Below are 26,734 nucleotides of genomic sequence, written 5' to 3'. Positions count from 1 at the left end.
TTAAACCCGTGCATAAGAGCGGGTAAAGCCGGCGAAACTACCCTATCGGTATCTCATAAAGGAGAGATCAACAAATGAAACTAAACAGCGGGCAGCTGCCTTGGGGCAGCTCTTTTCCAAATCCTCCATCATATCCTGCGCTTGAAGGGGATATTACATGCGATTGCCTGATTGTTGGCGGAGGCATGGGCGGAGCCATGTCCTCCTACCGCTTATCTTTAAGCGGAGCAGATATAGTTCTCATTGATAAAAGAGCAATTGGAGGCGGAAGCTCCCATGCCAATACCGGCCTGCTGCAGATAGCCAATGACAAATCGCTGACTGCGTGCATGAATACGTTTGGGGAAGCAAACGGTGTGCTGTTCTATAAGCTATGCCAGCAGGCTACACAGAGAATTCTGGAGCTGTCTGACAAGTTGAACATTGATCCGCACATTATTCCCCGCAGCAGCCTGCTGTATGCAAGCACACCGGAGGATGTACCAGCTCTGGAGCTGGAGCATGAGAATCTGGTATCGCACGGCTTTGATTCGGAATTCTGGGAGCAGGACAAGGTCAGCTCACATTACGCCTTCTCCAAACCAGCCGCGCTGTATTCCAAGGGCGATGCGGAGACTAATCCTTTCCGTACTGTTCACAGCCTGATTGACAAGGCCCGTGACAACGGAGTCCGCGTCTATGAGCATACCCGGGCAAGGCATTATGAATACAGCACCGAGGGTGTAACCTGCATTACCGGGAACGGACGGATCTTCGCCAAGAAGGTGATTTTTGCCTTGGGCTACGAAACCCAGGAGATGAAAAAAGACCGTGGCGCTAAGCTCATTAATACCTACGCCATTATGACAAAACCGCTTAAACATTTGCCTAAGTGGTATGAGCGGAGCCTGATCTGGGAAACTGCCCGCCCGTACCTCTATTTCCGTACTACGCCGGATAACCGCATTATTGCGGGAGGCAAAGATGAGCCGTTGACCGATCCGGAGCGCCGGGATATCCGCGTGCTCTCCCAGGGCCAGCGGCTGCTTGAAGAGCTGGAAGCCCTTTTCCCGGAAATCCGGGGGATTGAAACAGAATATTCATGGGGAGGCGTCTTCGGCTCTACCCGGGACGGACTGCCCTATATAGGCCCTCATCCAGAATTTCCGCATTGCTATTTCATTGAAGGCTATGGCGGAAACGGCACGGTCTACAGCATGATCGCTGCCGAGCTTATGGCCGACACCCTTGCCGGCAATTACCGGCAGGAACTTGAGCTGTTCTCGCTGACCCGGACAACGAAGCCGTCTCCTTCTCCCGCCGTACAGGCATAAAAGCAGCAAAAAGCTTGGACTCTGTTGAGCCCAAGCTTTTGTTTTGCCTAGTAGAAGAGGTATTGATTACTTATTGTGCTTTTACAAATTCAGCAGATTTAATACCTGCTTGACGGCCGAAAATAATGATTTCCGCTACAGAGTTGCCGCCAATCCGGTTTTGTCCGTGCAGTCCGCCCACAACTTCCCCAGCCGCAAATAGTCCTGTAATAGGTTTGCCGTCTTTATTCAGCACTTCTGTGTTCGTGTTAATTTTTACGCCGCCCATCGTGTAATGAATCCCGGGGCCGATTTTAATTGCATAGTATGGCGAACCGGACAAGTCATTGTCCATTCCTGTAGTTCTGCCAAATTCAGCATCCTTTTTATTCTTCACCGAGCTGTTCCAGGTATCCAGTGTCTTTTGCAGCTGATCTGCCGGGACATTCATTTCTTTGGCCAATGCCTCGATAGAATCTCCTTGGATCACAAAGCCCATCTTTTCGTACTGTTCAATCGCTTTAACACGGGTCTTTACGCCGGAATCAAATACAAGGAAAGCTGATTTCTCAGGAAGTGTATTGATTGCAGCCGTGACTTTGTCCCGGGTGTCCAGTTCATTGGTGAACCGTTTGCCTTCACTTGAGACAAGCAAAGCGCCTTCACCGCGGACAGCTTCCCCAATGAGATAGGATTTCTCCTGCTGCACCGTCGGGTGAACCTGAATTTGATCCATATCGACTGTCGTGCCGCCGAGCTTCTCAATCATCTGGATGCCGTCACCGGTGCTGCCGATCTGGTTTGTAGTCACATATCCTTCCAAGTCAGGTCTCACTTTAGAAATCATATCCATATTTGCGCCGAAACCGCCGGTCGTCACAATTACAGCAGCTGCTGTAATTGTTTTTTCATCCTTTTGGTTAAAGAGGACTTTAACGCCGTTTGCCTTGCCGTCTTTTTCAGTTATCTCCTTGACATCCGCGTTCACAAAAAGCGGGATGCCTTTTTCTTGTACGTTTTTCACCAAACCTTTGACAAGGTATTGTCCAACCGCTGAACCATCTTCAGGACGGTGTGTACGTTTTTCCTTCATCCCGCCAGTAATCGTGATGTTGTTCAAGCGAATTCCGATGGAATCCAACCAATCAATAGCGCTTGCTGAATTGTCAACGAAGAAACGGAGCATTTCTTTATCGTTGGTATCATGACCGCCTTTTAATGTCTCTTCATAAAATAAATCATTGCTGTCTTCAATGCCCTGCTCTTTTTGGAATTTCGTTTGCGAAGCGTTCATTCCGGAAGATGACTTTGTTGTATTCCCGCCGGCAACCGGCATTTTTTCCAAAATAACCGGATTCATGCCCTTTTCTTTTGCCTCAAGTGCAGCAGACATTCCAGCCCCGCCTGCACCGACAATGATAATATCATATTTATCTTTTAATTGATCGAACGGTGTATAGCTTGCTTCGGATGCCCCCGAAACGGCTTCAGTTTCTTTTGGCGCGTTTGTCGCGCTGTTCTTGCTCTTGTTCTCATTTGCTTTGCTGCTGGTATTGTTGTTGCTGTTTCCGTTACCGCATCCAGCGATAACAAGCATGACGGAGAGAATGAGAAGAAGAGCAGCTGCTGTTTTCTTTTTCATGTGTAATCTTTGCCCCCTTGTGCATATTTTCACAATAATCATAGCGGCAAAGATGCTGTTCTTGGAAGCTTACGTAATTAAAAAAAACATTTAGTAACTAAAGTAACCGGATTTTGCTGCTGGGGCAGCGGAACGCTTACGGAAGATGGAATATGCAGTCCTTCGCACATGCAAAAAACGCTCGAGGGCTGTCCCGCTATCATAGATAGCGAAACAGCCCTGAGCGTAATATCTGCGTTCGTTTAATGCATCATACTGGCAGCAATGCGGATGACCTCATCCTTGGTCAACTCAGATTTCTCCTGGCGAACCGACACATTATAGACGATCTGCGCTTCGGGGTCAGACCAGACCAGGTTATACGTATACCCCATATCGATCTCCTTGTTGCTGGAGTTTTCGAGATAAATCAGCTGCTTGCCGCCAATCTCAATATTCTCCACCTTTGTCGTTTTGGTCCACGACAGCGGATATGCCGGTTTGTCTTTGTCATCAACACGCGAGGCACCGATTCTCACCTGAACCTTCCCCTTCTTGTACACCAGTGAAGAAGAACGATAGGCAATGTTCTCCGCCTTCTCCACTCTCCAGGTCAGCCGGAAGTTGTCTCCCAGGTCTCTCACGCTTCCGCCTTCAAGCTGCTCCTCATCTGGAACTTTTATGAAAGAAGGCCTGATGGCCGCCTCGTCCAAGGCATACCCTTCCGGCATATACCCCGGCTGCTTCACTATCGGAGCGTTGTGCTTCTCGACACTGGTCTTATAAGTGGAATAGTCCTTGACTATGATCGGCGGGCAGTACAAGCCAAGATGAGATTCTTCTTTCCGGTCTTCACGTGTGATAACATAGGTGGCATACTCTCCAGGAAGCAGCAGCGTCTCAATGTCATTGTAGCCCTTTGAATATTTCATGTTGTAGAGTTTATTCTCTTTGTAGATTTCATCCTCTGTACTCGGCTGTACCTCGGGAGGTAAGGGAATCAAGGGTTCTATCGCCTTCTCTATCATACCACCTGATGTCGTCGCCGGAAGCGGCTTATACGGCAGCACCTTATACTGAGCTCCAGCCCCCTGCCGGACTTCACCGGAATACTGGGTATAGCCGCCGCCCAGCAAGACCAATACAAGGAGTGCCGCCACCCAGCCCTGCACCGGAATCCGCAGGAATCTCCTCCGGCCCCGCCCAGCCGCAGCTTCTGTCTCCAGCCTGCGCATCACGTTAGAAGCCCCTTCGTTTGGCGGAAGTGTCTGCAGCGCTGTCTGCTCTTCTGCAGCAGGTAAGGTCCCGCCAAGCCCGAGCGCTTTCATTACCGGTCCATGAACATCAACGGGGATCAAATTGGCCGAACGGTCTCCATCCTTCAGAAACTGCTCCTCCGAAGTCAATTCACTCTTGCCCATAATTGTTTCTCCTTTCTCTCAATCGCTTTTTTAAGTTTGCCTCTGGTCCGTTCATATCTTTTGCGTGCGGTAGCCGTACTGACGCCCAGAATTTCGCCGATTTCCGCAAACGATTTATCTTCATATATTCGCAGAATCAACAAGTTCCGGTCTTCCACATCAAGCTTCCCCAGGGCGGCCGAGACCGGCTCGCTGAACAGGCGGTTCTCGACCATTTGTTCGGCGCTGTTCACCGCAACCTCCTGCCGGAGCAGCTTGCGCAGTTGAAGCTGAAATTTCTGCCGCCGCAACTGATTCAGACAATGGTGGTAAGCGATCTTGTAGAGCCATGATACGAAATCCGCCTGCGGCTTGTATTGCCCGATATTCTGATAGGCCTTAATCAGGACATCCTGCACCGCATCCTCCGCCTCTTCCTTGCTGTTCAGCAGCCGGAAGCAGTAGAGGTATATCCGCTGCTGGTACAGCCTGATCACATCTGAGAACAGGCGGGCCTCACCGGCCTGTATCCTCTTAATCTTCTCTTCTATAGAATCCACGTTGGTCTCCTTTCTTCTATTTGTGCTGTTACTATAGATATAACACTTGAGCAGCCTTAAGCGTGACATTTAATTATGCCGGTCTCCACAGCAAAAGAGACCAACAGATAAATCCTGTTAATCTCCCTGGTGTAGAGCCTGCTTCCGAAACCGACTGCTCTACTCTAACTCGACGGTCTGGTTGAGGTTAAGCTCTCGGTATCCTGGTTGGTGACCGCTTGAACATGTACATCACCTTCTCGGCCAGGTTGCCGCTTTTCAAGTATTCGGCTGCTTCGGTATGGACCTTAAATCAGAATTACATCCGGGTCATCATAGCCGGTCTTCAGGAACGACTCGCAAATAAAGGCAGGGCACTCCACGATGTAGAATACCAACCTCTGTAAGCGGCCCCGCCTCTACAGAAGCAAAATGCAATTATAGTAACTGAATCTTCCTGCTGGGGCGGTCGGCCCCGGTTCCTCTATTCAATTCTAGCTGGCGATCGTTTTCCCGCTTCCCTTCATTCTGTGCAGACGCAGATTATGAACCCATACAATCAGCTTGGCAGCACCGATCCCGAGAGATAGGATACTCAGGACAAAGACGAGATGTCCAACCCCAGGCAGAAAGGAGACCACCACTCTCCATGGGGCAAAAATATGACTAGGACCGTATAAAACCGTAATCGGCAGCACTACATTAAACAAAAGCAGGCAAAATACGAATACGCTGGTCCGCAACGGGGTAAATCGAAAGCTTTTCTTGCGTTTAAACAGGTTGACAACCGACACTCCCAGCATAATTGCCACTGCTAAACAAGCCAGATCAATGAAAAAATGGGTACCGGCATTGCTGCCCACATCCTCGACTGGCTCGCGGCCATGTATAATGTCAAGAATTCCATCAGCCACCATGCTTAATTTGTAGCCGCGGACCAAATAATCATGGGCATTGATCAATACCACAACACCTACGTCCCCGTCCAGCTTCATATCGGCGTGAAAGCTCTCAACATCACCCGCATGCTGAACAATACCATTAATGATCTCCCAGCCCATACCGTATTCACTGCCGTCGGTGGTAGGGTCTTTTATGGCCGGCTGATGCATTTCCGCAACACTTTCCGCAGTTGCCACGCTATGATTATGGAACCTTCCGCCATTGTTTTGCGCAATTAAATAATGGTTCATATCTTCTGCGCTTGAGATCAGATAGGCGGACGCAAGCATAGATTGGTTGTCCGGCTGCTCAAAAGGAACCATGAAACCAAAGACGGATTTGTAGCCTGTGGCCAATCCCTGTAGTTTCGCTTCGGGTGTAGAAGTAAAACTGTTCTGCATATCCAGAGGAGCATACACATGATCCTGAATATATTCAGCATAAGACTTGCCGGAAACGGCCTGAATAATTCCCCCCAGTATATCGTAATTGAAATTGGAATATTGAAACTTGTTGCCGACGGCCTCGGTTAAAGGTGTGTCTTTCAGATTATGTATAAGTGCATCTATAGTTGGCATTGTGTTGGTAAAAGCTGACCGCCCATGTAAAGTGGACAGTCCGCTGTTCTGATTCAGTAAATGCCGGACCAGAATGGTTTTGGATGCTTCCTTGTCCGCAAGCTCGAAGTCCGGTAAGTAGTGCTGCACCGGCGCATCCAGGTCAATTTTCCCTTGCTCAACCAATTGCATGATGCCCAGCGCCGTAAACGATTTGGAGACGGAGCCTAGAATAAAAGGGGTTTGTGCTGTAACGGGCTGGCCATCGGGGCCGGAAATTCCATATCCCTTGGTGTAGACGGTCTGGTCTCCCTGCACAATGCCGACAGCCACACCCGGAATATCCAGCTTCTCGCGCATCGTTTCCACAAACTTGTCAATTTGGGCCGTATCTACAGCAAGTGGAGCCGCTTCCGCATGGGCCACCCCCTGTTGCAGTAAGGGCAGCACGCTGCCTGTGACCATAACCAATACGATCATTAATGTTTGCATTATAGTCCGCTGTATTGTTATCATCTCTCTTTACCTCTTCTCCTGATTCTGTCCCTTCTCTTGTTGGACGTATGGATCAAGAATATCCTTTCAACCTTTCGGCTATATTTCGAGAATCTTAAGTTAATCTTAAATAGCCTGGTGCAGATGCTTATACATGGCTGAAAATGAAAACGGCAGACCTGAAATTTCGGGTCTGCCGTTTTCGCATGATGCTATGATTTAACGGTCACTTCCGCAACACTCACCGTCCAACATTTCCACTGCCTTCTGCAGAGCTGCTTTCTTCAGAGACGCCGCTGCTTTCCGCTGCGTTACTGTTCTCTCCGGTGGGTGCTCCTCCTTCATTAATGCTATTGCTTTCAGTTTCGGCGCTATTATTTACTTCCTCTGCACCCTGCGGCACTGCCGTAGGGTGCGCAGCCTCTACCAGAGTAAGCGAAGTTCCGTCAATCCACCACGTCCCGTTCAAGCTCGAGACCAGCAGCCAATTGGTGTATTTACCTTTGACCTGTACCTCCTGTGGCGGAAGGATGCCCGCCTTAGGAGCCAGAAGATCAGGATACTTATACAGCTTTGTTTGTGCATTCAATTGAGCAGTGGCTTCTACTGCCTCTACGACAACCAATGTCCCAGGTGCAGGACAAATCCAACCCACACCGCTGCCGTACTTGATCTGGAACCAGTTTCCCTTACGTGCGATTACATATACTTCCTGCGGCTGCTGCGTGCCTATGGCTGGCGAATTGCCGGTACCGGAGAATACTGCCGATTGGGTGAACAGATTCATGGGTAGCCCAACCTGCTCCAGCGTCTGCTTCTTGAGCCAAAGATCATAGGAGACCGCAGCTGCATACACTCCGACTTTCTTATTCTTCGCCCAGATGTTATTAAAAGCGCTGAGCGGCAGTGGCCCTTCACCGGCGTACGAGCCGATTTCAATCGTAAGGCCAGGCCGTTTAAACTCCTGGATGAACCAATCCTTATAGCCTCCACCGGATGGATTCTTCTCCGGCTTCACAAGAGAATAGCCGGTAAAGAGTCCGACATCGGCGGCGATTTTTTTGTCCCGTCCCAGATTGGCTGCCAGCGTGTTGAAGTTCCAGAAAACAATCTCGCCGGAGCTGTGATAGGAAATGGTCATTTCCGGATCCAGCGTATAAGTGAAATCCATCATAAGCCGGATCTCCGGCGCTTGCGCCGGTTTCACACCCTTGTAGTTCTGGTACGACGGATAAGGTGAAGCATTCCTGATCGTGTTCCAGCTTGCAGGATACTGGCGGTTCAGGTCGAGCCCTTGCATATTCGCTTTCCAGCGTTTGAAATTACTGCTTCCTCCGTTGTAGCCTACCAGTGTGGAAGCTAGACTCTTAGACAGACCCGCTGTGCCCTGCTGAGCCAGCGTAACACCATCCGGATTCACCATTGGCACGATCCAGATACTGACATTGTTCAACAAATCTCTCACGTTGTAGTTTCCCAGCTTCTGATCCTGGACATAGGCCTCAGCATACGAGTCTGCCATTTTCATGAGCAGTGAAGTCGTCATCCATTCCCGGGCATGGTGTGAGCCATTCAGAGACAGCACCGCTTCCCCGCGCCCTAGCTGAACCGCCCACAACTCGCGTCCGTATATCGTCCGGCCCAGCGATTTGTAAGTGATCAATCCAGGATATTTGGCGGCCAGACTCTTGATATCTCTTTCCATAGTGGAATAGGAGTAGACCTGGCCAGGGTTCACAATATTAGCCGAACCTAGCGACGGACGCGGAAAAATTGTAAGACCCAGAATTAACAAACATAGTACCATACAAAACTTGTAAAACAATGATTTCATCGACAACCCTACCATCCTGAGCATGATCCTCTCTACCAATATTTGAGTTAACACTAGTCAAAAAGGCCTAGCATTGTCAAGTAGATTCGACATATTATTTAGAGAAAGGACCAATATGCCTAGTATTTGCTTCTTAAATTCATAGAGGAGTGATGAAACCCCAAATCCATAGCGAATAAGCGAGTAACCACGTCTGGTTCAACGATTGTCCTGTACAGTAAAAAGGGACCCGAAGGTCCCTCTTGAGTGGCAGCTGCCGCTTATATATATTTAGCTATAATTTCATGGCCCGTAGCAGATACTGTGTACATATATACCGGCCTGCCCACCGCTCCATAGCTGATCTCCATCTCCAGCACACCGGCCTCCGTAAGAAAAGCCAAATATTTGCGGACAGAGATCCGCGAAAGCGGGGCACTTGCCGTAATATCTTCGGTGGAGAATACCGGTCTTTCCAGCCGCTGTATGGTGTTCCAAATGCTCTCCAGCGTCCCTTCCGCAAGTCCCTTGGGCAGAGTCCCCGCTTTGTCTTCCTCGTTTCCCAGGGAATGCCGCAGCAGCTTATCAAGCTGCTCCTGGCTGAGATGCTCCCTATGCTTCATCAGCAGATGATCCTCACGGTATGCAGACAGCGCCGCCTGAAAACGGGCGAACTCAAAGGGCTTGATTAAATAGTCAACAGCCCCGTGCTGCAGCGCTTTACGGATGCTCCCATTGTCGCTGGCTGCGGAAATCACGATAACGTCAACCATGCTTCCCTGCTCCCGCAGGGAGGACAGCAATTGCAGCCCGTTGGTATGCGGCATATAAATATCGAGCAGTATCAGGTCTACTTCACGATCCGCAAGCATCTTTGCAGCCTCATCGCCTGAAGAGGCCCAGCCTGCGAACTCAAAACCCTGCACCTGCTCCAGATAATGGCGGTTGAATTTCGCCACCATCGGATCATCCTCAACAATCAGCACTTTAATGTTCATACAGTTTCATCACCCTTTACAGCATATAGCACATCGGCCATAAACGTTGTTCCCGGCTTCCTATCCTTTACAATCTGAAGCTGGATCAGTAACTTCTCCATTCATTCTGCCGCACAGTTGAATGCGACTACAAACATAATATCATTACGGCAGATAATTTTGGAGGTAAAGGCCTGAATCTCCCTGCTGCCGGATAATCTGATCTCGGAAAATAACATAGAGCACCAAAAGGAGACTCTATCCTCAGACGAGTCTCCACAGCATTTACGGTTTATAGGTTAGCTTTCGCTGCAGCAGCCAGCCAATCGGCTAAATCATTGATTTGATTAAGCATTGCAATGGGATCGCGGTACCAGGAACTCGATTCATTCCACAAATATACGCGTCCTTCCTTGACTGGAGGAAGAATTCCCCAGATGGGATCAGCCTGTAGCTGCTCCAATGAGGATTCAGAGGTTAGCACAAGATAATCTCCCATATACTCCGGCAATAGCTCCAATGAAAATTCAGCATAGGATTCCTGGAGCATTTTTTCGGGTACTGCTGCGGGAGGGTTCATCTCCAACTGCTCGTACATAATACGTCCGCCTCTGCCGGACTTGCTGCCAAACAAATATACAAGACCATCAAACTCTTGCATAACAGATACCGTTTCATTCTCTGAGACAGCTTCCTGTACCTGTTGCTTCGCACTGGCTATCTGCTCCTGGAATTGTTCCTTCCATTTCAGGCTTTCTTCCTCCTTGCCTAGCACCTTGCCGAAATAGTCCATTTCAGCTTCAACGGATTCAAATGCATTGTACGGCATCACAACAGTAGGAGCAATCTGTTTATACTTATCATAGGTTTCTTGATCCGTTACATGACTAATAATCAGATCAGGTTCCACCTCAAGCAGCTTTTCCAGCGAGGTGCCCACATCCACCACACCGTCAAGCATTCCTTCAAGGTAAGGACTTGACATTAAAAACTCCTCTGCCGCAACGGGCTTAACATCAAGTGCAAGCACAGTACCCAAATAGGAAATAGCAGCCACCCGTTGAGGATGGACGGGAATCTCCACTTCACCAAATTTCGTAGAGACACTTTTGGTTTCCTGCGGCAATTCGTCCGGCTGAATGGACGGAGTCGATACCGCTTTATTCTGTTGTTCATTTGGCGCCTGGCTGCTCCCCGCAGCTTGTGATCCGCCCTTAGATGTTCCGCATGCAACAAGCAGCAGCATGACACATAAGCTGAACATTGTAGTCATTTTCTTGTAATGGTTAAGCATATCAAACTCTCCATCCTCCGTATATTGATAATGATTTTCATTATCATCAATATGATATCGTTGGATAAGTTTCATAACAAGAGACGGATTTAACTTCTTTATAGCATGATCCGAAACACCCCTTTGCCCGGCTTCTAATTGTGCTCTAAACAATCCGGGAGCAACACCCATGTTTTTTTTAAATATACGGTTGAAATATACAACGTCAGTATAGCCAATATACGCAGCGATTTCCTGCAAAGAAGCATTGGTAGCAAGCAGCATTTCCTGTGCTTTATACATGCGAAGTTTGATGACATAGTCAAGCGGGCTGTAGCAGGTCTGCTCTTTGAATTTTCGTGAAATATATTGAGGACTGTAATTAAGCTGCTGTGCTAGGCGTTCAATGGATACCTGACCACGATAATGCTGTGACAAATACCGCACAACCTGCTCCGCTACTGATGGCTTGGCTGCTTTCCAGTCCTGCTTATCCTTTAAAGCGTGATGGAGGAATTGCATAAACATTCCCTTTATCAGCAGCTTACCTATAGGGCTTTTGTCAGAATGCCAGACCTCCAGCATCTGCTGGGCAAGACTGAGCAGTTCCAGCGGCTCTGCTGGAGAAATTCCCCACATATGATCGAAGGGGCTGTCCGTTTGCATCAGGATATGAAATTCACGCAAGGAGTTCTGCGGCAAAACAGCTTTATAGAAAATGAAATACAGCTCCAAACCCTTCTCCGTATTTACTTTAAGCCTCCTGCCTTTGCCTGCGTGCAGCAGGTAAAATCCATCAGCCAGCCAGATCTCTTCATCCAGCCAAAGCTCGCCGCTGCCGTTCGTACAAAATATAAAAGAGCTTGCAGGCAGGACATAAGGCAGATGAAACTCACCTGCTTCTACCCGCCGCAGCCGTATATCCAGCACTCTTAGAAGCACCTGATCCCAAAGCTGCAGGTGATGATCGTTGTCCATAATCAATATTCCCCTTTATCTTCCAGGCTGGACAGCGCCTTAATGGTCATACTGCTTCATCACCCTTAACAGCATATGGCACATCGGCCATAAACGTTGTTCCCGGCTTCCCGTCATCTACAATCTGAAGCTTACCCTGCAGCTTCTCCACGCTTTTCCGGACCAGGTACAGACCGATTCCCCGTTGCTCTCCCTTGGTGGAGAAGCCTTGAACAAATACCTGCTCCCGCAGCACCTCTGGAACGCCCGGTCCGCTGTCCCGCACGGTGCAAATCAGGCGTCCCCGGTCATAACAAAAAGCAAGCTCTATCTCCTTGACGTTATGCTCCTTCAGTACCTCCATAGCGTTGTCAAGCAGATTGCCGGCAATCGTGATCAGTTCATGAATGCACTGCGGGTCTGCCGATTCCGGCAAATAGCTGTCCCCGGTCAGCTGCAGATCAATTCCTGCTTCGCGGGCCCGGCTCAATTTCCCCAGCAGGAAGCCTGCCATCACAGGGTCCTTAATCTGTCTCGTAATAGAGCCGATTTCCTTCTGGTAGTTGCCCACCATGCCCGAGATGTACTGCTGCAGCTCATCGTACAGGCCCATATGTGTCATTCCCATAATGACATGCAGCTTGTTCATGAACTCATGCGTCCCGGCCCGCAAGGCGTCCGCATATACGGAAATGCCGGACAGCCGTTCGACCAGCACGGCAAGCTCGGTCTTATCCCGGAATGTCGCGATGGCTCCGGCAATCTGGCCATTCACCCGGATCGGAACACTGTTGACGAGCAAAGTGATGCCGTTCAGCTCAAGATCCTGATCCACCTTCGCTTCCCCCGTGGCCAGCACGGACTCAAGACGCAGCTCAGGCCAATAATCTGCGATATGCCGGGTCATCGCATTGCCAGTAATGCCCACCGTTCCCAGAAGCCGCTCTGCTTCTACATTGATCATTGTGATCCGGGCTTTATCATCTACCGCAATAATACCTTCGCGTGCAGACTGCAGCATGGCGCTGCGCTCTTCCAGCAGCTTGGAAATATCTGAAGGCTCCATGCCGAACATCATCTGTTTAATTTTCCGGGCCAGCACGATCGCCCCTCCGGCTCCAAGCACGGCACCGGACAGCAGAATTGCGATGATGGTCCATTCATTCTGCCGTACCAGACGGTGCACACGTTCCAGCGAAAGTCCGACTACGACTACTCCTACCTGCGAACCTCTGTTGTTATACACTGGCACAAAGGCGCGCAGTGACTTGCCCAGCAGCCCCTCGCCTTCGGAGATGCTCTCTTCCCCGCGCAGCGCCATCTTCTGTCCTCCACCCACAAAGTGCTTTCCAATCATTGAGGCATCAGGATGGGAATAGCGGATACTGTTCATATCAATTACGACTACAAACATAATATCATTGCGGCGGGTGATTTTGGAGGTATAGGCCTGAATCTCCTTGCTGCGGCCCTCCACTAGCCCTTCCGACACCAGCGGCATCAAGGCAAGGGTGCGGGCAATCGTAATGGCTTTATCCTCCAGGGCATGGCGGGTCTGCGGGATAATCTGATTCCGGAAAATAATGTAGAGCATCAGCATGACCAACATCACCACAGCGGATACCATAACTGCAACCTTCGTCCTTAGGCCATAACCTTTTTTCTTGGCCAAAACTTAACCTTCCCCCTATCCGGTCATCTCGCCCTCTTCAGGACGGATGATATTTGCCGCTTCTCAGCAGACGGCGCAAAACCAGCCAGCTGCCCAGCGGAGATGCACCCAGCAGCAGCATCAGCAGCGTGATAACCTGTGGTGAGTCGTTCACAGACAGCACCGCAATGAATACGAACACCCCTAGCAGCCGTCCGCTCATGAGGCTCAGCTCCCTCAGCACAACAAGCTCTACCCGTTTGCCGGCAGCCTCCGCAGACAGGCCCATCAAGTCAAAGCTGGTCGAAACCATAGGCAGCATATACAGCGGAATACTGAGCGAGGTCCCTATGCCCATGATCAGCAGCGTCCCGTAGCTGACTTTCCAGAGCAGCGGCGTAATCACAGCCACCAGCAGCAGGCCACCGGCCAACATGCCTGCGGAGCGGAATTTGGGCTTGAACCACTTACCGGCAACAAAATAACTGATTAGAGATACAGCTGAAGTAATTAGTGCAAACTGCCCCAGCTTGCTCTCTTCTCTAGCCGCTATGTACACCAATAAGCCGATCAGAAATGAAAAAACGCCATCACGCATACCTTGAAACAGCAGCGCAGCCGCTGCCGGTCTCCATGGGCTGCCGGCACGCTGGAGCTCTTTCCATGGCTCCAGCCACAGGTAGGTCCCTTCGCTCTTACGCTTCTGCAGCAGAAAGCTGAGTACGGCTGAAATGCCATAAGTGCAGAGCGAGATGATAAATACGACGCGGTACCCGCGATCCCCTGGCCACAACGAGATCAGCCAACCGGAAATCCACGGTCCGACGATGCCGGTAAATGAACCGAGCAACCCCATCCACCCATTGAAGAAATCGCGGTTCACCGCTTCGGTAATTTCGAAAAACACGATGTTGAATGCCAGCCAAAAGAAGCCTATCGAGAGCCCCAGGATCAGGCCGAGCGGCCAGATATAATGCACTGCTTGTCCGCCCAGCCACAGCACCAGCAAATAAAAAAAGCCCGAAACGGCGATTCCCAGCCGCAGGGCATTCATCTTATTATGCTCCTTCACCCATTTGCCGCCCACCCAGAAGCTGAGGCCAACAGCCACCTGCTGAGCAACCGTAAACCAGCCGATCATGGCAAAATTTTGGCGGCTTTTCCACAGATAGACGTTCAGAAAAGTGCCTGCCAGCACACTCGCCAACATATACAGCCCGGCCACGGCAAGCAGCAGAACCGCCTGATTACGCAATAAGCTTTTCATAATTAACCTCCTGCCTTTTGGACATTCCTAGCTTTAATATGTCCAGAAAGCAGGGCTGACATGAATCGGCATTTATTCCGCAGAGGTGCTCAGGTTACGCACAAACTGAATACGGTCTTTCTGCGCCAGATTGTGCTGAACATGAAAACATGAAGGGCATACATAGAGATTAAGCGCAAACGGTGCTTTCATTACAGCTCCGCCCAGTGCTTCGGGAGCTGACGGCTCAAAGCTGTCTACCTTCTGTGTACCGGCAAGCACCATCAGTTCATGACATTGCGGGCACTCGGGTGCTTCAAGCTGTGCAGCAAGAATGGCAGAAACGCTATGCTCATAACGCTTCATATCATAATCGTCGCTGAATTGGCTGGCGGTATTGAAGATTGGCACTACGCTCTCCTTGTCGCTGTCGTCCCACAAGTCCTCATCGCTGATTTCCTCTGACTCCGGTTCGTCCTCAGTCTCCGGCCCGTCTTCTTCCAGATCGTCACTGCCCAGAGTGACTGTACGGTAGCCGCTAAGCTCATTGTTGCAGTGGGGGCAAGTCTCTTCGGGTCCAAATTCCTCGTCCCACACGATTTCGGTATGACACCAAGGGCATACGGTTGTTTCCATCACTAAAATCTCCTTCTTACCTCACATTTAATTCAATTCACCATTAAATAAATAATACCGGCCGCTATAAAAGCCAGGGCAGAAAAAAACAGAATCCGGATCAGCATCTTCATGATTTTCCTACTCCCCGAGTTTAGAATATAGCGGCGCCAATTACATAAGACAGTGAAACCGAGATCAGCATGGCCGTCAATCCGACAGCACGGTTATCTGCGGCAATTTCATCATCAATTGAAAAAACAGGGGTTAAAAACTCGAACAAAAAATAAGCCAGCAAGAGCAGCAGAAATCCTACAACCGACCATTTCATCGTCTCGTAAATCGAAGCCCCTGCCTGTATGCTGAAGCGCAGGATATTGCAAATGCCGAAGATTTTGCCGCCTGTCGCCATGGCTACCGCCAAATTCCCTTTGCGGATTTCTTCCCAGCAGTTATATTTGGTCACCATTTCAAAAAAGGACAGAAACACCACCAGCCCCAAAATCGCCACGGTGAAGTAACCGATCAGTGCGCCCAGCGGATGGCCCAGCATAAGATCAATAGTTTCTTGCATCTTTCCCCCTCTTTCCGCCAGGCTCCGCCGCTATTGCAGTTCAGCCACGGTTACGCCCGCGCCGCCCTCATTATAATTCCCGAGCCGGTAGCTTTTGACATGCTTATGCTTGCGCAAGTACTCCTGAATACCCGTTCGCAGCACGCCGGTTCCTTTGCCGTGTATGATCGAAATCTGGCCCAGGTTGCCGAGAAAGGCTTCATCAATAAAGCGGTCGGTCTCCATGATTGCCTCTTCGAGGTTCGTTCCGCGCAAGTCCAGCTCACTGCGGATGTTCTCGTCACGGGTACGTTTCACTGTAGTAGCCCGGCGAAGAGCAGGAACGGGGACATCCGGGGCGGAAGCCAGGAACTCCAGATCGTTCAGATTAACCTTCATCTTCATAATGCCGAATTGCACCAGCGCTTCCTTCGTTCCGCTCAGCTCCACGACGAAGCCTTTCTGATTCACGCTCGGCAGTTTGACTTCATCTCCGGGCTGAATCTGCCGCGGTGCTTTGCTGCTGTTGCTGCGGGATACCACCTTCTTGCGCGGTGCCGGCTCGGCTTCATCGAGGCGGCGGCGTGCTTCAATCAGCTTATGCTCCTTGACGGAGGCACCTTCCTCCATCGCCAGCCTGCGCAGATCGCTGATGATTTCCTCCGCTTCCTTACGCGCCTTGTCCAGAATGGCGCTGGCATCTTTCTCCGCCTTTTCCAGCCGCTTGTCGCGCTGGCTCTCCAGCTTCTCCAGCTCCAGCTGCTGCCGGTTGCGGAATTCTTCCGCTTCACGGCGGACCACTTCAGCACGCTCGCGTTCATTCTCTGCACCCAGCCGGTTCTCTTCAAGTGAAGCAATCATATGCTCCACGCGCAGATCCTCTTCCTTGACCTCGCCGCGGGCATGCTCAAGAATGTCACTCTGCAGTCCGAGGCGTTCGGCAATGGCAAATGCATTGCTCCGGCCCGGCACACCAATCAGCAGTCTATAGGTTGGGCTGAGACTTTGCACATCAAATTCCATGCTGGCATTGATGACTCCTTTGCGTTCATAGGCATAAGCCTTCAGTTCGCTGTAATGCGTGGTGGCCACCATCCGGCATTCTATCCGGTGAATATGCTCCAGAATCGCAATGGCGAGCGCCGAGCCTTCGGCCGGATCTGTTCCCGCTCCCACCTCATCCAGCAGGATCAGGCTTTTCGGAGTCATACGCTTCAGTATGGAAATAATATTGGTCATATGGCTGGAAAAGGTACTGAGGCTCTGCTCAATGCTCTGTTCATCCCCAATATCGGCATAAATCGCATCAAATACACACATCTGGCTGCCTTCCTCTGCCGGAATGAACAATCCGGACATCGACATCAGGCTCAGCAGGCCGATGGTCTTCAGCGTAACCGTCTTACCGCCCGTATTCGGCCCGGTAACGATGATTGAGCTGTATTGATTGCCAAGCTCCACATCCAAGGGAACGACTTGTTCCGCCGGAATAAGCGGGTGGCGCCCCTTGCGCAGCTTGAGGTAGCCACGATCATTCATCCGTGGCTGTGTAGCTTTCATATCGCGCGCCAGACGCGCCTTGGCAAAGATGAAATCAAGCTCGCCAAGGATATCGACATCATAGGTCATTTCTTCGGCAATGTCGCCTACCAGCGCGGTCAGCCGGTGGAGAATGATCTCAATCTCGCGTTCCTCGCGCAGGCGGGTCTCCCGCAGCTTATTGTTCATCGCCACAATAGACTCAGGCTCAATGAACAGCGTTGCCCCCGAACCGGACTGGTCATGCACGATTCCGCCAAAATGGGCGCGGTATTCGGCCTTGACCGGAATGACAAACCGGTCACCGCGGATCGTCACCAGCTGATCCTGCAGCATCTTGGCCACTGAGGAGGAACGGATCATAGAATCCAGCTTTTCACGGATTCTCGTCTCCCCTCCGCGCAGCTCCCTGCGGATCGTGGCAAGCTCATGGCTTGCCGAATCGAGCACATCCGCATTCTCATCAATGCAGGCCCGGATGTCATCCTCTACATGCTTCTGCTCCGAGAGCAGATCGCTTAAGGCAAACAAAGAATGGATCTTCTCATCCTCATGCATGGCCGCCAGAAACCGCTTGACCCGGCGGGCTCCGCCAATGGTATTGCCAACCGACAGCAGCTCCGTCGTTCCCAGCATGCCGCCGATGGAGGCGCGTTTCAACGCAGGCCGAATATCGCTGACCCCGCGGAAAGAAGGTATTCCCTTCAACCGGTCAACGTTAGCCGCCTCATCTGTAGCCTGCAGCAGTTTCTTCACCCCTTCAAAATCACCGGAGGGCCTCAGGTCTTCAGCCGCCAGCCGCCCCATCGGGGTTTGCGTATATTGCATCAATTTATTTAAAATCTTGCGATATTCAAGCGTATGCAAAATCTTGTCGTCCAATTACTGTCACAGCTCCCTTCATAGATGTTTACATTATACCTAATTCGGCCCATTTGCGCTATTTAGGCATAGAATCAGCGATTCGGGCCACAATAACAACTGCACATATCCTTGAAACGAAGGCAAAGGAGGTTAGTTCATTGAGATTTTTGGGTCATGTCGTCCGTTTCATCGTTGCAGCCATCGTGCTGCTGGTTGTCGGCTGGATTGTCCCGCAGTTTACAATCGGCGGTTTCTGGAGTGCACTTGTCCTTGCCTTGGTGATCGCTCTGCTTGGCTGGGTTATTGAGGGCATCTTCGGCAAAAAAACAACGCCCTTCGGCCGCGGAATCGTCGGTTTTATCGTCAGCGCATTAGTCATCTGGATCGCCCAGTTTGTCGTGAGCGGTGTCAGCGTCTCCATCCTTGGCGCGCTTCTGGCAGCCCTCGTCATAGGGATTATCGACCTGTTTCTGCCGGTATCCACTCCGTTTGAAGCGGGAAAATAACATATCGCCCAGCAGTGGCTCTGCAGACAACGAAACCCCCTATTTCCGGACTATAACGGAATAGGGGGTTTATTATAGTAACTAAGCATAGGACATGACCGGATCATCGTCATGGGCTACTGTTGCGGTAACCACAGTATTCTTTCCGCTCCGCTTGGCTTCGTACAGGGCATGGTCCGTCTTGCGGAACAGCCGCTCTTTGCCGTCTCCGAGCTGGTAATCACACAACCCGATGCTGACCGTAATCGGCTTGTCACCAGCATAGGGATGCTCCATCTGGGCGATATTTATCCGCATCTTCTCTGCAGCGGCATAAGCATCTATAACGCTTTTATCCGTGAAGATCACCGCGAATTCCTCACCGCCATACCTCGCCGCAAAATCATTTAAGCTGATCAGGCTGCCCATCTTGGCCGCAACCTCCTTCAGAACAAGGTCTCCGACCCAGTGACCATAAGTATCATTCACCTGCTTGAAGTTATCAATATCAAATAGGGCCAGCTGCAGCCGCAGCCCGTTGCTTTCACACTGCTCCAGCAGCGAGTCCAGATATTCATGAAATGACTTGTGATTGTAAAGGCCGGTAAGTGCATCAATCTTCAGCATCTTATCGGAAATTGCCCGCTCGACCATAAGTTCCTGTTCGGATTTGGTCAGCTGCTCCAGATGCTCACGGACTTCACGTCCCCGGACAATTACGGCCTGGGCCATCACAACGAACACAATAAACACACACTCTACCATCAAAAACTCCAGCAGCGGCTTATTCAGAAACGGCCGTTCCAGCCCCAAATAAACACCGGCATAAAACAGTAAGCTGATCAGTCCCAATCCGTGCAGCAGTCTTTGATCAAAATAAACAAGCGCAATCATAATTGGCATCATCAGGGTCATTTGTGCACCGTCAACAAACGGCTCTAAGACGAAATACATCAAATAGGACACAATAAACCCGCAAACAACAACAGCCTGCTTGTGATATTGCAGGGTAGTGCGCAACCACATTTCGGCGATTATCATCGAGATCACAATCATTAAATTACATCCTATAAATAGGTGCCCCTTGCTCGGAATCAGCACTGTCTTGACTTCAGGCATATGGGCTGACAACATAAAGATGAGCTGGGCAGCCAGCATGAAAATTACCAGCACCCAATACCCGCTTAATATTCTCCGGTGCCATATCTCTGCATTCAACGTATCATTAGCTAAATTGATGTACATCCCCTACTTCTAACCGTTAATATAATAGCTTTCATTATAATAAATTTAATTTATTTTTGCATCATTTATTTGCATTTTTCGACAAACTTCGGACATATTTTAGACGAAATTCCGAGCCTGATTGTTTTCCAACGGTTTTGAAAAGTTTATCCAAGACTTCCGAATAAAACTAAGCTATGCTATTGTCACTGAACGGTATCAAAATATAGTTATGGGAGGATAAAGATGATCCGAAGATCAGCCATGCTGGTGTCCATCGCATTTGTTCTTATACTATCGGCCTGTAGTGGCGGCAACGGCAATCAAGCCGGCTCTACCAGCAGTAATGGTACTGCTGCTTCCGGCATCAAGCCAGAGGATGAACTCGTTATTTCTGCTACGAATTACAGCTTTGACCAGGAGGAATATCATTTAAAAAAGGGCGTGCCGGTGGAGATCACCTTTAAGAACGAAAGCGGCAATCACGGAATTCTTGTTCCTGAGCTGGAGCTTCAATTAACCGCCAAGGATTCTTCCCGCGTCATTGTTCCAGAGGAAGCTGGAACCTTCGAAATGACCTGTGCAATCATGTGCGGCTCCGGGCACAGCTCGATGAGCGCTAAGATTATTGTGGAATAATAACATACAGTTATCCGCAGGTTGATATCTAAAAATAAAGACGGGGCCCAGGCAGAATTCACTGCCCGGGCCCCGTCTTTATCTTGCGTCCGCCATTCAACTATCCTGTTCGATCAGTTGAATCCATTCATTATATTCACTTTGCAGCTTGGCATATTCCCCTTGGAGATTGCGATGCTCCTGAGAGAGCTTATCCAGCTCACCTTGCCGCAGTTCGAACTGCGCCTGTACCAAACGAAGCTGTCCCTGCACGAGCTCGTAGCTCTCACCGATTTCCGCGAGCTGCAACTGCACTTCGCTACGCTCCCGGTTCATGGATTCAGCCTCGGCTTCGGCTTCTCCGGCCTGCTGCTGCCAGATCTCGATTTCCTCGCGCAGAGTGGCTTCCGCTTCGCTCCACTGCTGCTGACGCTGCTGAAGTTCTTCATACTTATGCTTCCAGGATGCCTCGTACTCCCGCGCTTCCTTCAGCACTTCCTGCTGCTCTGCTGCGGTTACGGCAGCTTCACGGCTGGCTTCGTAAAGCTCTTCGAGACGCCGTGTGGACTCTTCGCTTTCGGCTTCCAGCAGCTCGTATCTTTCGCGAAGCTGCTCTCCGTCCTGCAGAACATCATCATACTGCGCAATGAGTTCCTCATAACGCCCGCGCAGCACCGAAAGCTCCTTGCGGGCTTCCGCTGCAGCTTCGCGCTGTGCTGCGCTCTCCATTTCCGCTTCTGCACGCAGTTGAGCCTCGTGGTCGAGCTGCTGCACCATTCCGTCTGCCTGGCCGCGGAGCGTATCAATCTCACGCTGCAGTCCTGCTGACTTCTCTTCAGCTTCCAGAAGGTTCATCTCCAGCTCGCTGATATCCTCCATATGCTTGTCCGCCAGCTCCTGCCAATTCCCGGCTTCTTCTGCAGTACGGGTAAGCTCCGCCTGTACGTTCAGCAGACTGTCCTTGGTTCCCTGCAGCGATTTGCGCAGCTCTGAGGATTCTTGCTGTGCCAGCTCATACCGCTGGCGCAGTCCTTCCAGCTCATCGCTAAGCTGCTCTCCCAATTCGGCGGCAGACCGCAGCTCCTCCTTGGTGTGGTTTAAAGTATCAGTTGTTGCCTGCAGCGATTCTCTAAGTTCTACGGCTTCGCGCTGTACCTGCTCATAACGCTGGCGCAGCTCTTCCAGCTCCCCATTCAGGAGTGTTCCCAGTTCCGTAGCGGAGCGCAGCTCTTCAGAAAGCTGCTCCTCCCGGCTTAGAACCGCTTCATATTGCGCCAGAAGCGTCGTACGGGCATCACGTTCACCCTTCAGCCCCGCTTCCGCCGCTCTCAGCCTGGACTGAAGCTGTCCGGTTCCGCCGCGCAGCTCGCTAAGCTGCTTCTCCAGCTCTCCGAGCTGCTGCTTATGCCGGTGCTCTTGGGTACCCTGCGACTGCCGCAGCTCCTTATTCTTGGCGAGCTCCTTCTGCAGCGCTTCTCTTTCGGTGCTGAGTTCTTTATCCAGCGCGGATTTGGTATCCGCCAGTTCCTTGCTCAGCGAAGTGCGGATCTCCACAACCTCGCTTCCCAGCGTCTCCCGGGTCTCAGCCAGTTCCTGCTGGAGAGCCGACAGCGTTTCCGCTTTCTCCTTAGACAAAGTCTCCCGGAGAAGCTCCAGCTCCTGCGCATGCGCCGCTTTCAGTTCTTCCAGCTGCTCCAGACGTGCAGCTTCAAGCCTTTCCAGCTCCTGCCGGTGACTCTCGCGGGCAGCAGCCTGCTCATTCTCATTCGTATCCCGCAGCGCCTTCAGTTCCAGCTCACGGGCCTGCAGCTCTTCAGCCAGCTTATCCCGGTCCGCAGCAGCCGTCTTCCCTGCTTCAAGCAGCTGCTCGGCATGAACCTTGCGCTCCTGTTCCTGTATCTCCAAATGCCGTTTGCGTTCCTCTTCAGCGGCGGCAATCAGCCGTGCTGCCTCTTCTTTGGCCGCAGCATCCAGCCGTTCGAATTCCTCCTGCCGCTCCCGCTGTACTTCGAGGAGACGCGACACCTCCACACGCAGCTCCGTGCGCTCGCCGGTCAGCATATTCAGCTCGTTCTTAAAGTCCTGAACCTGGATGGCCTGCTCTGCCATATGTACGGCTGCAAGCACCGCAATCCGCGGTGTATCCAGTCTGGAATGTGATTTGGAAATTGCGCGCATGTGCTCGTCCACATAACGGGCAACCTGCTTCATATATTCAGTGCTGCTTCCGACAAGTTTATAGGAAGTTCCATATATCTCCACGGCGACACGAGTCCGGTCCATAGCCACAGTTGTGCCCTCCTTTGTATGTGTGCGGATTCTAAGTTGCTATCCCTGCTTCTATTGTAGCGTTTTTCTTAAACATTTGGCAAAAAAACGTCTTTATTATATTGATTTAGTCTATATCCGCCGCACCTTAGACTTATTAGAAAAAAGCCGCAGCGAATCTCTGATTCTTAATGGATTCGCTGCGGCTTTGCACAATTCCTGCTACTTTCTTAATTCCGCACCAAAAGTTTGCTGAAGTGCGGAAACAACCTTATCATGCACTTCCCCGACTTCCTCATCGGTCAGTGTATGTTCCGTATGGCGGTAGAGCAGCGAGATCGCTACGCTCTTCTTCCCGCTTTCCATTTTGCCGCCGGTGTACACGTCGAACACCTGCACATTCTGTAGGAGTGTTCCTCCGTTCTCACGGATGGAAGCCAGCAGATGGCCTGCCGGAACTTCCGAATCCACAACGACTGCAATATCCCGTTCCATTCCCGGGTAGCGCTGCAGTTCACTGTACTGCAGGTTAGCGCGTGCGGACTCATAGAGCGGCTGCAGCAGGATCTCAGCTACATAGGTATCCTCCAGGTCAAGCTTGCGCTGCAGTTCAGGATGAAGCTGGCCGATTGTTCCGATCATCACGCGCCCTTCATCTCCCAGCAGATACACCGAAGCGGAACGGCCCGGATGATAGTCTTGCGGGGCATCAGCCTCATAGACTACACGTCCGGTAAGTCCCAGATGCGCAAACACGGTTTCCAGCGCGCCCTTAAGATCGAAGAAATCGACAGGCTCTGCCGTCACATTCCACTGTTTGGCTGCGCGGCTTCCGCTCAGCAGCAGTCCCAGCACCGGCAGCTCACGCGGCTGGCGGGTGAGCTGCTCTTCATCGGTGAAGAAGACATTGCCGATTTCGAACAGCGCCAGATCGCTTTGCCGGCGGTTGATATTGTAGAGGGCAATATCAAGCAGCTGCGGAATGAGGCTGGTACGCAGCACGCTGCGTTCCTCGCTCATCGGCATGGCCAGCTTCACAGAAAGTTGGCCTTCTGCAAACGCAGGGAACCATTTGCTCTGCTCCGGCTGGATGAAGGAATAACCCATGACCTCCTGATATCCGCCAAGGGACAGCAGGCGGCGCAGCTCGCGGCGCAGGAACTGCTGTCTAGTGAGTGCTCCTGCAGTGGTAGTGCCCTCCATCAGGGTTGTCGGGATATTGTCATAGCCATACAAACGGGCAATCTCTTCAATGAGATCCACATCATAGCTGATGTCGCCGCGTCTGGTTGGCACCTGAACTTCAACGACTCCCTGGGAGGCATATCCGCATTTGAAATGCAGACGGCTAAATAATGTCTTCACTTCCAGCAGAGACAGCTCCGTGCCGAGATAGTTGTTCAGCTTCTCCAGAGACAAGCTCAGAACCTTCTCCTGTGCAGAGTCTCCTCCTGCCTGAACAATGCCTTCATGCACTGAACCCCCGGCATAACGCGCAATCAGTGCTGCCGCCCGGTTCAATGCCGGAATTACAGCATTCGGATCCACTTCCTTCTCGAAGCGCAATGATGCTTCGGAGCGGAGGCCGAACTGGCGTGAAGCCTTGCGGACCGTTCCACCGTCGAATTTGGCCGATTCCAGCACCAGATTAACTGTTTCTCCAGTTACTTCCGTTGCCAGTCCGCCCATCACTCCGGCAAGCGCTACGGCTTTTGCCCCATCGGCGATCACAAGCATTTGCGGCTCCAGCTTGCGTTCTTGCCCGTCGAGCGTAGTCAGAATCTCTCCCTCCTGCGCAAAGCGGACGCCAAGCACGCCGCCTTCCACCTTGTCACTGTCAAAGGCATGCAGCGGCTGTCCGTATTCCAGCATGACGTAGTTGGTGATATCCACGATGTTATTGATCGGACGGACTCCTGCAGCCATCAGCCGGTTCTGAATCCAGAGCGGAGACGCAGCAGGCTTCACTCCGGTAATATAGCGAACTGCATAGTGGGAACAGTATTCGTCATTCTCGATTTTTACGGAAATAGAGTCGGGCGCCTTGCCCCCGGTCTCTATCAGATCCGCTGCCGGATCAGGGAGCTTCAGGTCCCGGCCAAGAATCGCGCTTACCTCATAGGCCGCGCCAATCATGCTTAGGCAATCGGACCGGTTCGGTGTCAGATCGAATTCAAGAATTTCATCATTCAGGCTCAGCACCTTCAGGATATCCTGGCCGATCTCAGTATTCTCAGGCAGAACAAGAATGCCTTCCTGCAGTTCTTTCGGCAGCAGCTTGTCATTGAGCCCAAGCTCCTTAGCTGAGCAAATCATGCCTTGCGACAATACGCCGCGCAGCTTGGCTTTTTTGATATCAAGACCTGGAAGCTTCGCGCCCACCAAGGCTACAGGCACCTTTTGCCCCGCTTCGACATTCTTTGCTCCGCATACGATCTGCAGATCCTCGCCCTGTCCTGCATCCACGATACATACGTTCAGCTTATCAGCGTCGGGATGTTTTTCTTTCGATTTCACATATCCGGTTACAATCCCGGAAAGCCCCTTGTTGCGGCGCTCGACACCGTCAATCTCGATGCCTGCAGTGGTGATTTTGTCCGCCAGCTCTTCAGCGGTTACTCCCTCTAACGATATATAATCAGCCAGCCATCCGGTTGATACTTTCATGTCCGCTCACTTCCTTTATTTCAGATGTATTTATCTAACAGCCGCTCACCCGTCAAAAATCTAAATGCCCTTGAACTGCTTCACGAAGCCCATATCATTGGTATAGAAATAACGGATGTCGTCGATGCCGTATTTCAACATGGCAATCCGCTCTGCACCTACGCCGAAGGCGAAGCCGCTATATTCCTCAGGGTCGTATCCGCCCATTCTGAGTACATTCGGATGCACCATGCCAGCGCCGAGGATTTCCAGCCAGCCGCTCTGTTTGCACAGCCGGCAGCCGTCTCCGCCGCATTTGAAGCAGTTGACGTCAACTTCAACGCTAGGCTCGGTGAATGGGAAGAAGCTCGGCCGAAGACGGATCCCCGCACTCGGGCCGAACATTTCTTTCATGAACTGCTGCAATGTACCCTTCAAGTCACTCATGCGGATTCCCCGTCCAATGACCAGACCTTCGATCTGCTGGAACTGGAAGGAGTGGGTGGCGTCATCATCATCGCGGCGGAACACTTTGCCCGGACAGATGATTTTGACCGGTGTTTCGCCCTGCATTGCCTGCATGGTGCGGATCTGCACCGGAGAGGTCTGCGTACGCATCAGGAGATCATCCGTCAAATAGAAGGAATCCTGCATATCGCGTGCCGGATGGTTCTTCGGCAGATTAAGCGCCTCGAAATTATAGTAATCCGTCTCTACTTCAGGGCCTTCTTCTACCCGGTAGCCCATGCCGATGAAGATATCTTCAATCTCCTGGACCACCCGGGTAAGCGGATGAATTCCGCCTTGCGGCAACCCGCGGCCCGGCAGCGTAACATCCACTTTCTCTGCCTGCAGGCGGGTCAGTGTTTCCTGCTGCTGGAATGCCTCCTGCTTGGAGCCGATAATATCCTCAATCGCGCTGCGCACCAGATTCGCCACCTGGCCGATTACCGGTCGCTCTTCCGCGCTAAGCCCTCCCATTCCCCGCAGAACCTCGGTTAACTCGCCTTTTTTGCCCAGATACTTCACGCGTAAGTCATTTAGAACCTGCGGATCGGTTACTTCCTGCAGCTTAGCCAATGCCTCAACCTTCAATGCTTCCAGCTTTTCTTTCATGGCGTGTACTGCCCCCTTAATCATCATATTGTCAACAAAAAAA

General features: G+C 51.3%; 19 protein-coding genes. 3 read left to right on the top strand and 16 right to left on the bottom strand.

Translation table 11 applies throughout. From position 1 onward, the window contains the following. Nucleotides 1–74: 74 nt before the first annotated feature. A complete protein-coding gene (locus tag NST07_RS08975; protein ID WP_342481412.1) occupies nt 75–1,313 on the top strand; it encodes an FAD-dependent oxidoreductase in 1,239 nt (412 codons plus the stop codon). Nucleotides 1,314–1,383: 70 nt separating this feature from the next. Here NST07_RS08975 and NST07_RS08970 read toward each other — a convergent pair whose 3' ends face one another. The 12 genes from NST07_RS08970 to NST07_RS08915 all read right to left on the bottom strand — a co-directional run bounded on the left by NST07_RS08970 (nt 1,384) and on the right by NST07_RS08915 (nt 18,352). Further along, entirely contained in the window at nt 1,384–2,934 is a 1,551-nt protein-coding gene (locus tag NST07_RS08970) for a flavocytochrome c (protein ID WP_342481411.1), read from the bottom strand. A gap of 242 nt (nt 2,935–3,176) precedes the next feature. Next, nucleotides 3,177–4,334 (bottom strand): DUF4367 domain-containing protein, encoded by a 1,158-nt coding sequence (locus NST07_RS08965; RefSeq protein WP_342481410.1) that lies wholly within the window; start codon nt 4,332–4,334, stop codon nt 3,177–3,179. Beyond that, complete coding sequence (locus NST07_RS08960; RefSeq protein WP_341377810.1) at nt 4,316–4,873, bottom strand: RNA polymerase sigma factor; 558 nt, start codon at nt 4,871–4,873, stop codon at nt 4,316–4,318. The genes NST07_RS08965 and NST07_RS08960 overlap by 19 nt, the downstream gene beginning before the upstream one ends. A 473-nt stretch (nt 4,874–5,346) precedes the next feature. Then, the gene (locus NST07_RS08955; RefSeq protein ID WP_342481409.1) at nt 5,347–6,843 is read right to left on the bottom strand and encodes a serine hydrolase domain-containing protein; all 1,497 of its coding nucleotides are present in this window, start codon (nt 6,841–6,843) and stop codon (nt 5,347–5,349) included. Nucleotides 6,844–7,087: 244 nt separating this feature from the next. After that, the gene (locus NST07_RS08950; protein WP_342481408.1) at nt 7,088–8,653 is read right to left on the bottom strand and encodes a M14 family metallocarboxypeptidase; all 1,566 of its coding nucleotides are present in this window, start codon (nt 8,651–8,653) and stop codon (nt 7,088–7,090) included. Between the two features lie 287 nt (nt 8,654–8,940). Further along, a complete protein-coding gene (locus tag NST07_RS08945; RefSeq protein ID WP_341091187.1) occupies nt 8,941–9,657 on the bottom strand; it encodes a response regulator in 717 nt (238 codons plus the stop codon). Between the two features lie 271 nt (nt 9,658–9,928). Continuing rightward, complete coding sequence (locus NST07_RS08940) at nt 9,929–11,887, bottom strand: AraC family transcriptional regulator (protein WP_341377806.1); 1,959 nt, start codon at nt 11,885–11,887, stop codon at nt 9,929–9,931. A 46-nt stretch (nt 11,888–11,933) separates the two neighbouring features. Continuing rightward, nucleotides 11,934–13,538, bottom strand: a complete 1,605-nt coding sequence (gene dcuS / locus NST07_RS08935) for a DcuS/MalK family sensor histidine kinase (protein ID WP_341377805.1) — start codon at nt 13,536–13,538, stop codon at nt 11,934–11,936. 37 nt (nt 13,539–13,575) lie between these two features. Next, entirely contained in the window at nt 13,576–14,784 is a 1,209-nt protein-coding gene (locus NST07_RS08930; RefSeq protein ID WP_341091184.1) for an MFS transporter, read from the bottom strand. Nucleotides 14,785–14,856: 72 nt separating this feature from the next. Continuing rightward, on the bottom strand, nt 14,857–15,399 hold the full coding sequence (locus tag NST07_RS08925; protein ID WP_341091183.1) for a hypothetical protein: 543 nt from the start codon (nt 15,397–15,399) through the stop codon (nt 14,857–14,859). A gap of 133 nt (nt 15,400–15,532) precedes the next feature. Next, nucleotides 15,533–15,952: a DUF350 domain-containing protein gene (locus NST07_RS08920; RefSeq protein WP_038588259.1), complete on the bottom strand. Its 420-nt coding sequence runs from the start codon at nt 15,950–15,952 to the stop codon at nt 15,533–15,535. 30 nt (nt 15,953–15,982) lie between these two features. Then, nucleotides 15,983–18,352: an endonuclease MutS2 gene (locus NST07_RS08915; protein ID WP_341091182.1), complete on the bottom strand. Its 2,370-nt coding sequence runs from the start codon at nt 18,350–18,352 to the stop codon at nt 15,983–15,985. A 140-nt stretch (nt 18,353–18,492) separates the two neighbouring features. Between NST07_RS08915 and NST07_RS08910 the strand changes: the two genes are divergently transcribed. Continuing rightward, nucleotides 18,493–18,840 (top strand): phage holin family protein, encoded by a 348-nt coding sequence (locus NST07_RS08910; RefSeq protein WP_341091181.1) that lies wholly within the window; start codon nt 18,493–18,495, stop codon nt 18,838–18,840. 81 nt (nt 18,841–18,921) lie between these two features. On the opposite strand, the gene NST07_RS08905 is transcribed toward NST07_RS08910, so the two are convergent. After that, entirely contained in the window at nt 18,922–20,064 is a 1,143-nt protein-coding gene (locus tag NST07_RS08905) for a GGDEF domain-containing protein (protein ID WP_342481407.1), read from the bottom strand. 225 nt (nt 20,065–20,289) lie between these two features. Here NST07_RS08905 and NST07_RS08900 point away from each other — a divergent pair, with 225 nt between their 5' ends. Beyond that, on the top strand, nt 20,290–20,682 hold the full coding sequence (locus tag NST07_RS08900; RefSeq protein ID WP_342481406.1) for a cupredoxin domain-containing protein: 393 nt from the start codon (nt 20,290–20,292) through the stop codon (nt 20,680–20,682). A 96-nt stretch (nt 20,683–20,778) separates the two neighbouring features. Here NST07_RS08900 and NST07_RS08895 read toward each other — a convergent pair whose 3' ends face one another. The 3 genes from NST07_RS08895 to pheS form a co-directional block, all read right to left on the bottom strand. After that, nucleotides 20,779–22,950 (bottom strand): hypothetical protein, encoded by a 2,172-nt coding sequence (locus tag NST07_RS08895; protein ID WP_342481405.1) that lies wholly within the window; start codon nt 22,948–22,950, stop codon nt 20,779–20,781. 201 nt (nt 22,951–23,151) lie between these two features. Next, the gene (gene pheT, locus NST07_RS08890; protein ID WP_342481404.1) at nt 23,152–25,596 is read right to left on the bottom strand and encodes a phenylalanine--tRNA ligase subunit beta; all 2,445 of its coding nucleotides are present in this window, start codon (nt 25,594–25,596) and stop codon (nt 23,152–23,154) included. Nucleotides 25,597–25,656: 60 nt separating this feature from the next. Next, nucleotides 25,657–26,691, bottom strand: coding sequence for a phenylalanine--tRNA ligase subunit alpha (pheS, locus tag NST07_RS08885; RefSeq protein WP_341091174.1), 1,035 nt, complete (start codon nt 26,689–26,691; stop codon nt 25,657–25,659). Nucleotides 26,692–26,734 lie beyond the last annotated feature (43 nt).

The organism is Paenibacillus sp. FSL L8-0340, from assembly GCF_038593145.1.
Classification (GTDB): domain Bacteria; phylum Bacillota; class Bacilli; order Paenibacillales; family Paenibacillaceae; genus Paenibacillus_AQ.
Note: the sequence above shows the minus strand (reverse complement) of the source record. Positions and strands in the feature narration are given on the sequence as shown.

Excerpts from the sequence above, each read along its gene's own strand:
- NST07_RS08945 (WP_341091187.1), bottom strand. The coding sequence starts at position 9,657 with ATGAACATTAAAGTGCTGATTGTTGAGGATGATCCGATGGTGGCGAAA.
- NST07_RS08965 (WP_342481410.1), bottom strand. The coding sequence starts at position 4,334 with ATGGGCAAGAGTGAATTGACTTCGGAGGAGCAGTTTCTGAAGGATGGA.
- pheT (WP_342481404.1), bottom strand. The coding sequence starts at position 25,596 with ATGAAAGTATCAACCGGATGGCTGGCTGATTATATATCGTTAGAGGGA.
- NST07_RS08955 (WP_342481409.1), bottom strand. The coding sequence starts at position 6,843 with ATGCAAACATTAATGATCGTATTGGTTATGGTCACAGGCAGCGTGCTG.
- NST07_RS08920 (WP_038588259.1), bottom strand. The coding sequence starts at position 15,952 with ATGCAAGAAACTATTGATCTTATGCTGGGCCATCCGCTGGGCGCACTG.
- NST07_RS08930 (WP_341091184.1), bottom strand. The coding sequence starts at position 14,784 with ATGAAAAGCTTATTGCGTAATCAGGCGGTTCTGCTGCTTGCCGTGGCC.
- NST07_RS08950 (WP_342481408.1), bottom strand. The coding sequence starts at position 8,653 with ATGGTACTATGTTTGTTAATTCTGGGTCTTACAATTTTTCCGCGTCCG.
- NST07_RS08900 (WP_342481406.1), top strand. The coding sequence starts at position 20,290 with ATGATCCGAAGATCAGCCATGCTGGTGTCCATCGCATTTGTTCTTATA.
- pheS (WP_341091174.1), bottom strand. The coding sequence starts at position 26,691 with ATGAAAGAAAAGCTGGAAGCATTGAAGGTTGAGGCATTGGCTAAGCTG.
- NST07_RS08905 (WP_342481407.1), bottom strand. The coding sequence starts at position 20,064 with ATGTACATCAATTTAGCTAATGATACGTTGAATGCAGAGATATGGCAC.
- NST07_RS08940 (WP_341377806.1), bottom strand. The coding sequence starts at position 11,887 with ATGGACAACGATCATCACCTGCAGCTTTGGGATCAGGTGCTTCTAAGA.
- NST07_RS08970 (WP_342481411.1), bottom strand. The coding sequence starts at position 2,934 with ATGAAAAAGAAAACAGCAGCTGCTCTTCTTCTCATTCTCTCCGTCATG.
- NST07_RS08925 (WP_341091183.1), bottom strand. The coding sequence starts at position 15,399 with ATGGAAACAACCGTATGCCCTTGGTGTCATACCGAAATCGTGTGGGAC.
- NST07_RS08975 (WP_342481412.1), top strand. The coding sequence starts at position 75 with ATGAAACTAAACAGCGGGCAGCTGCCTTGGGGCAGCTCTTTTCCAAAT.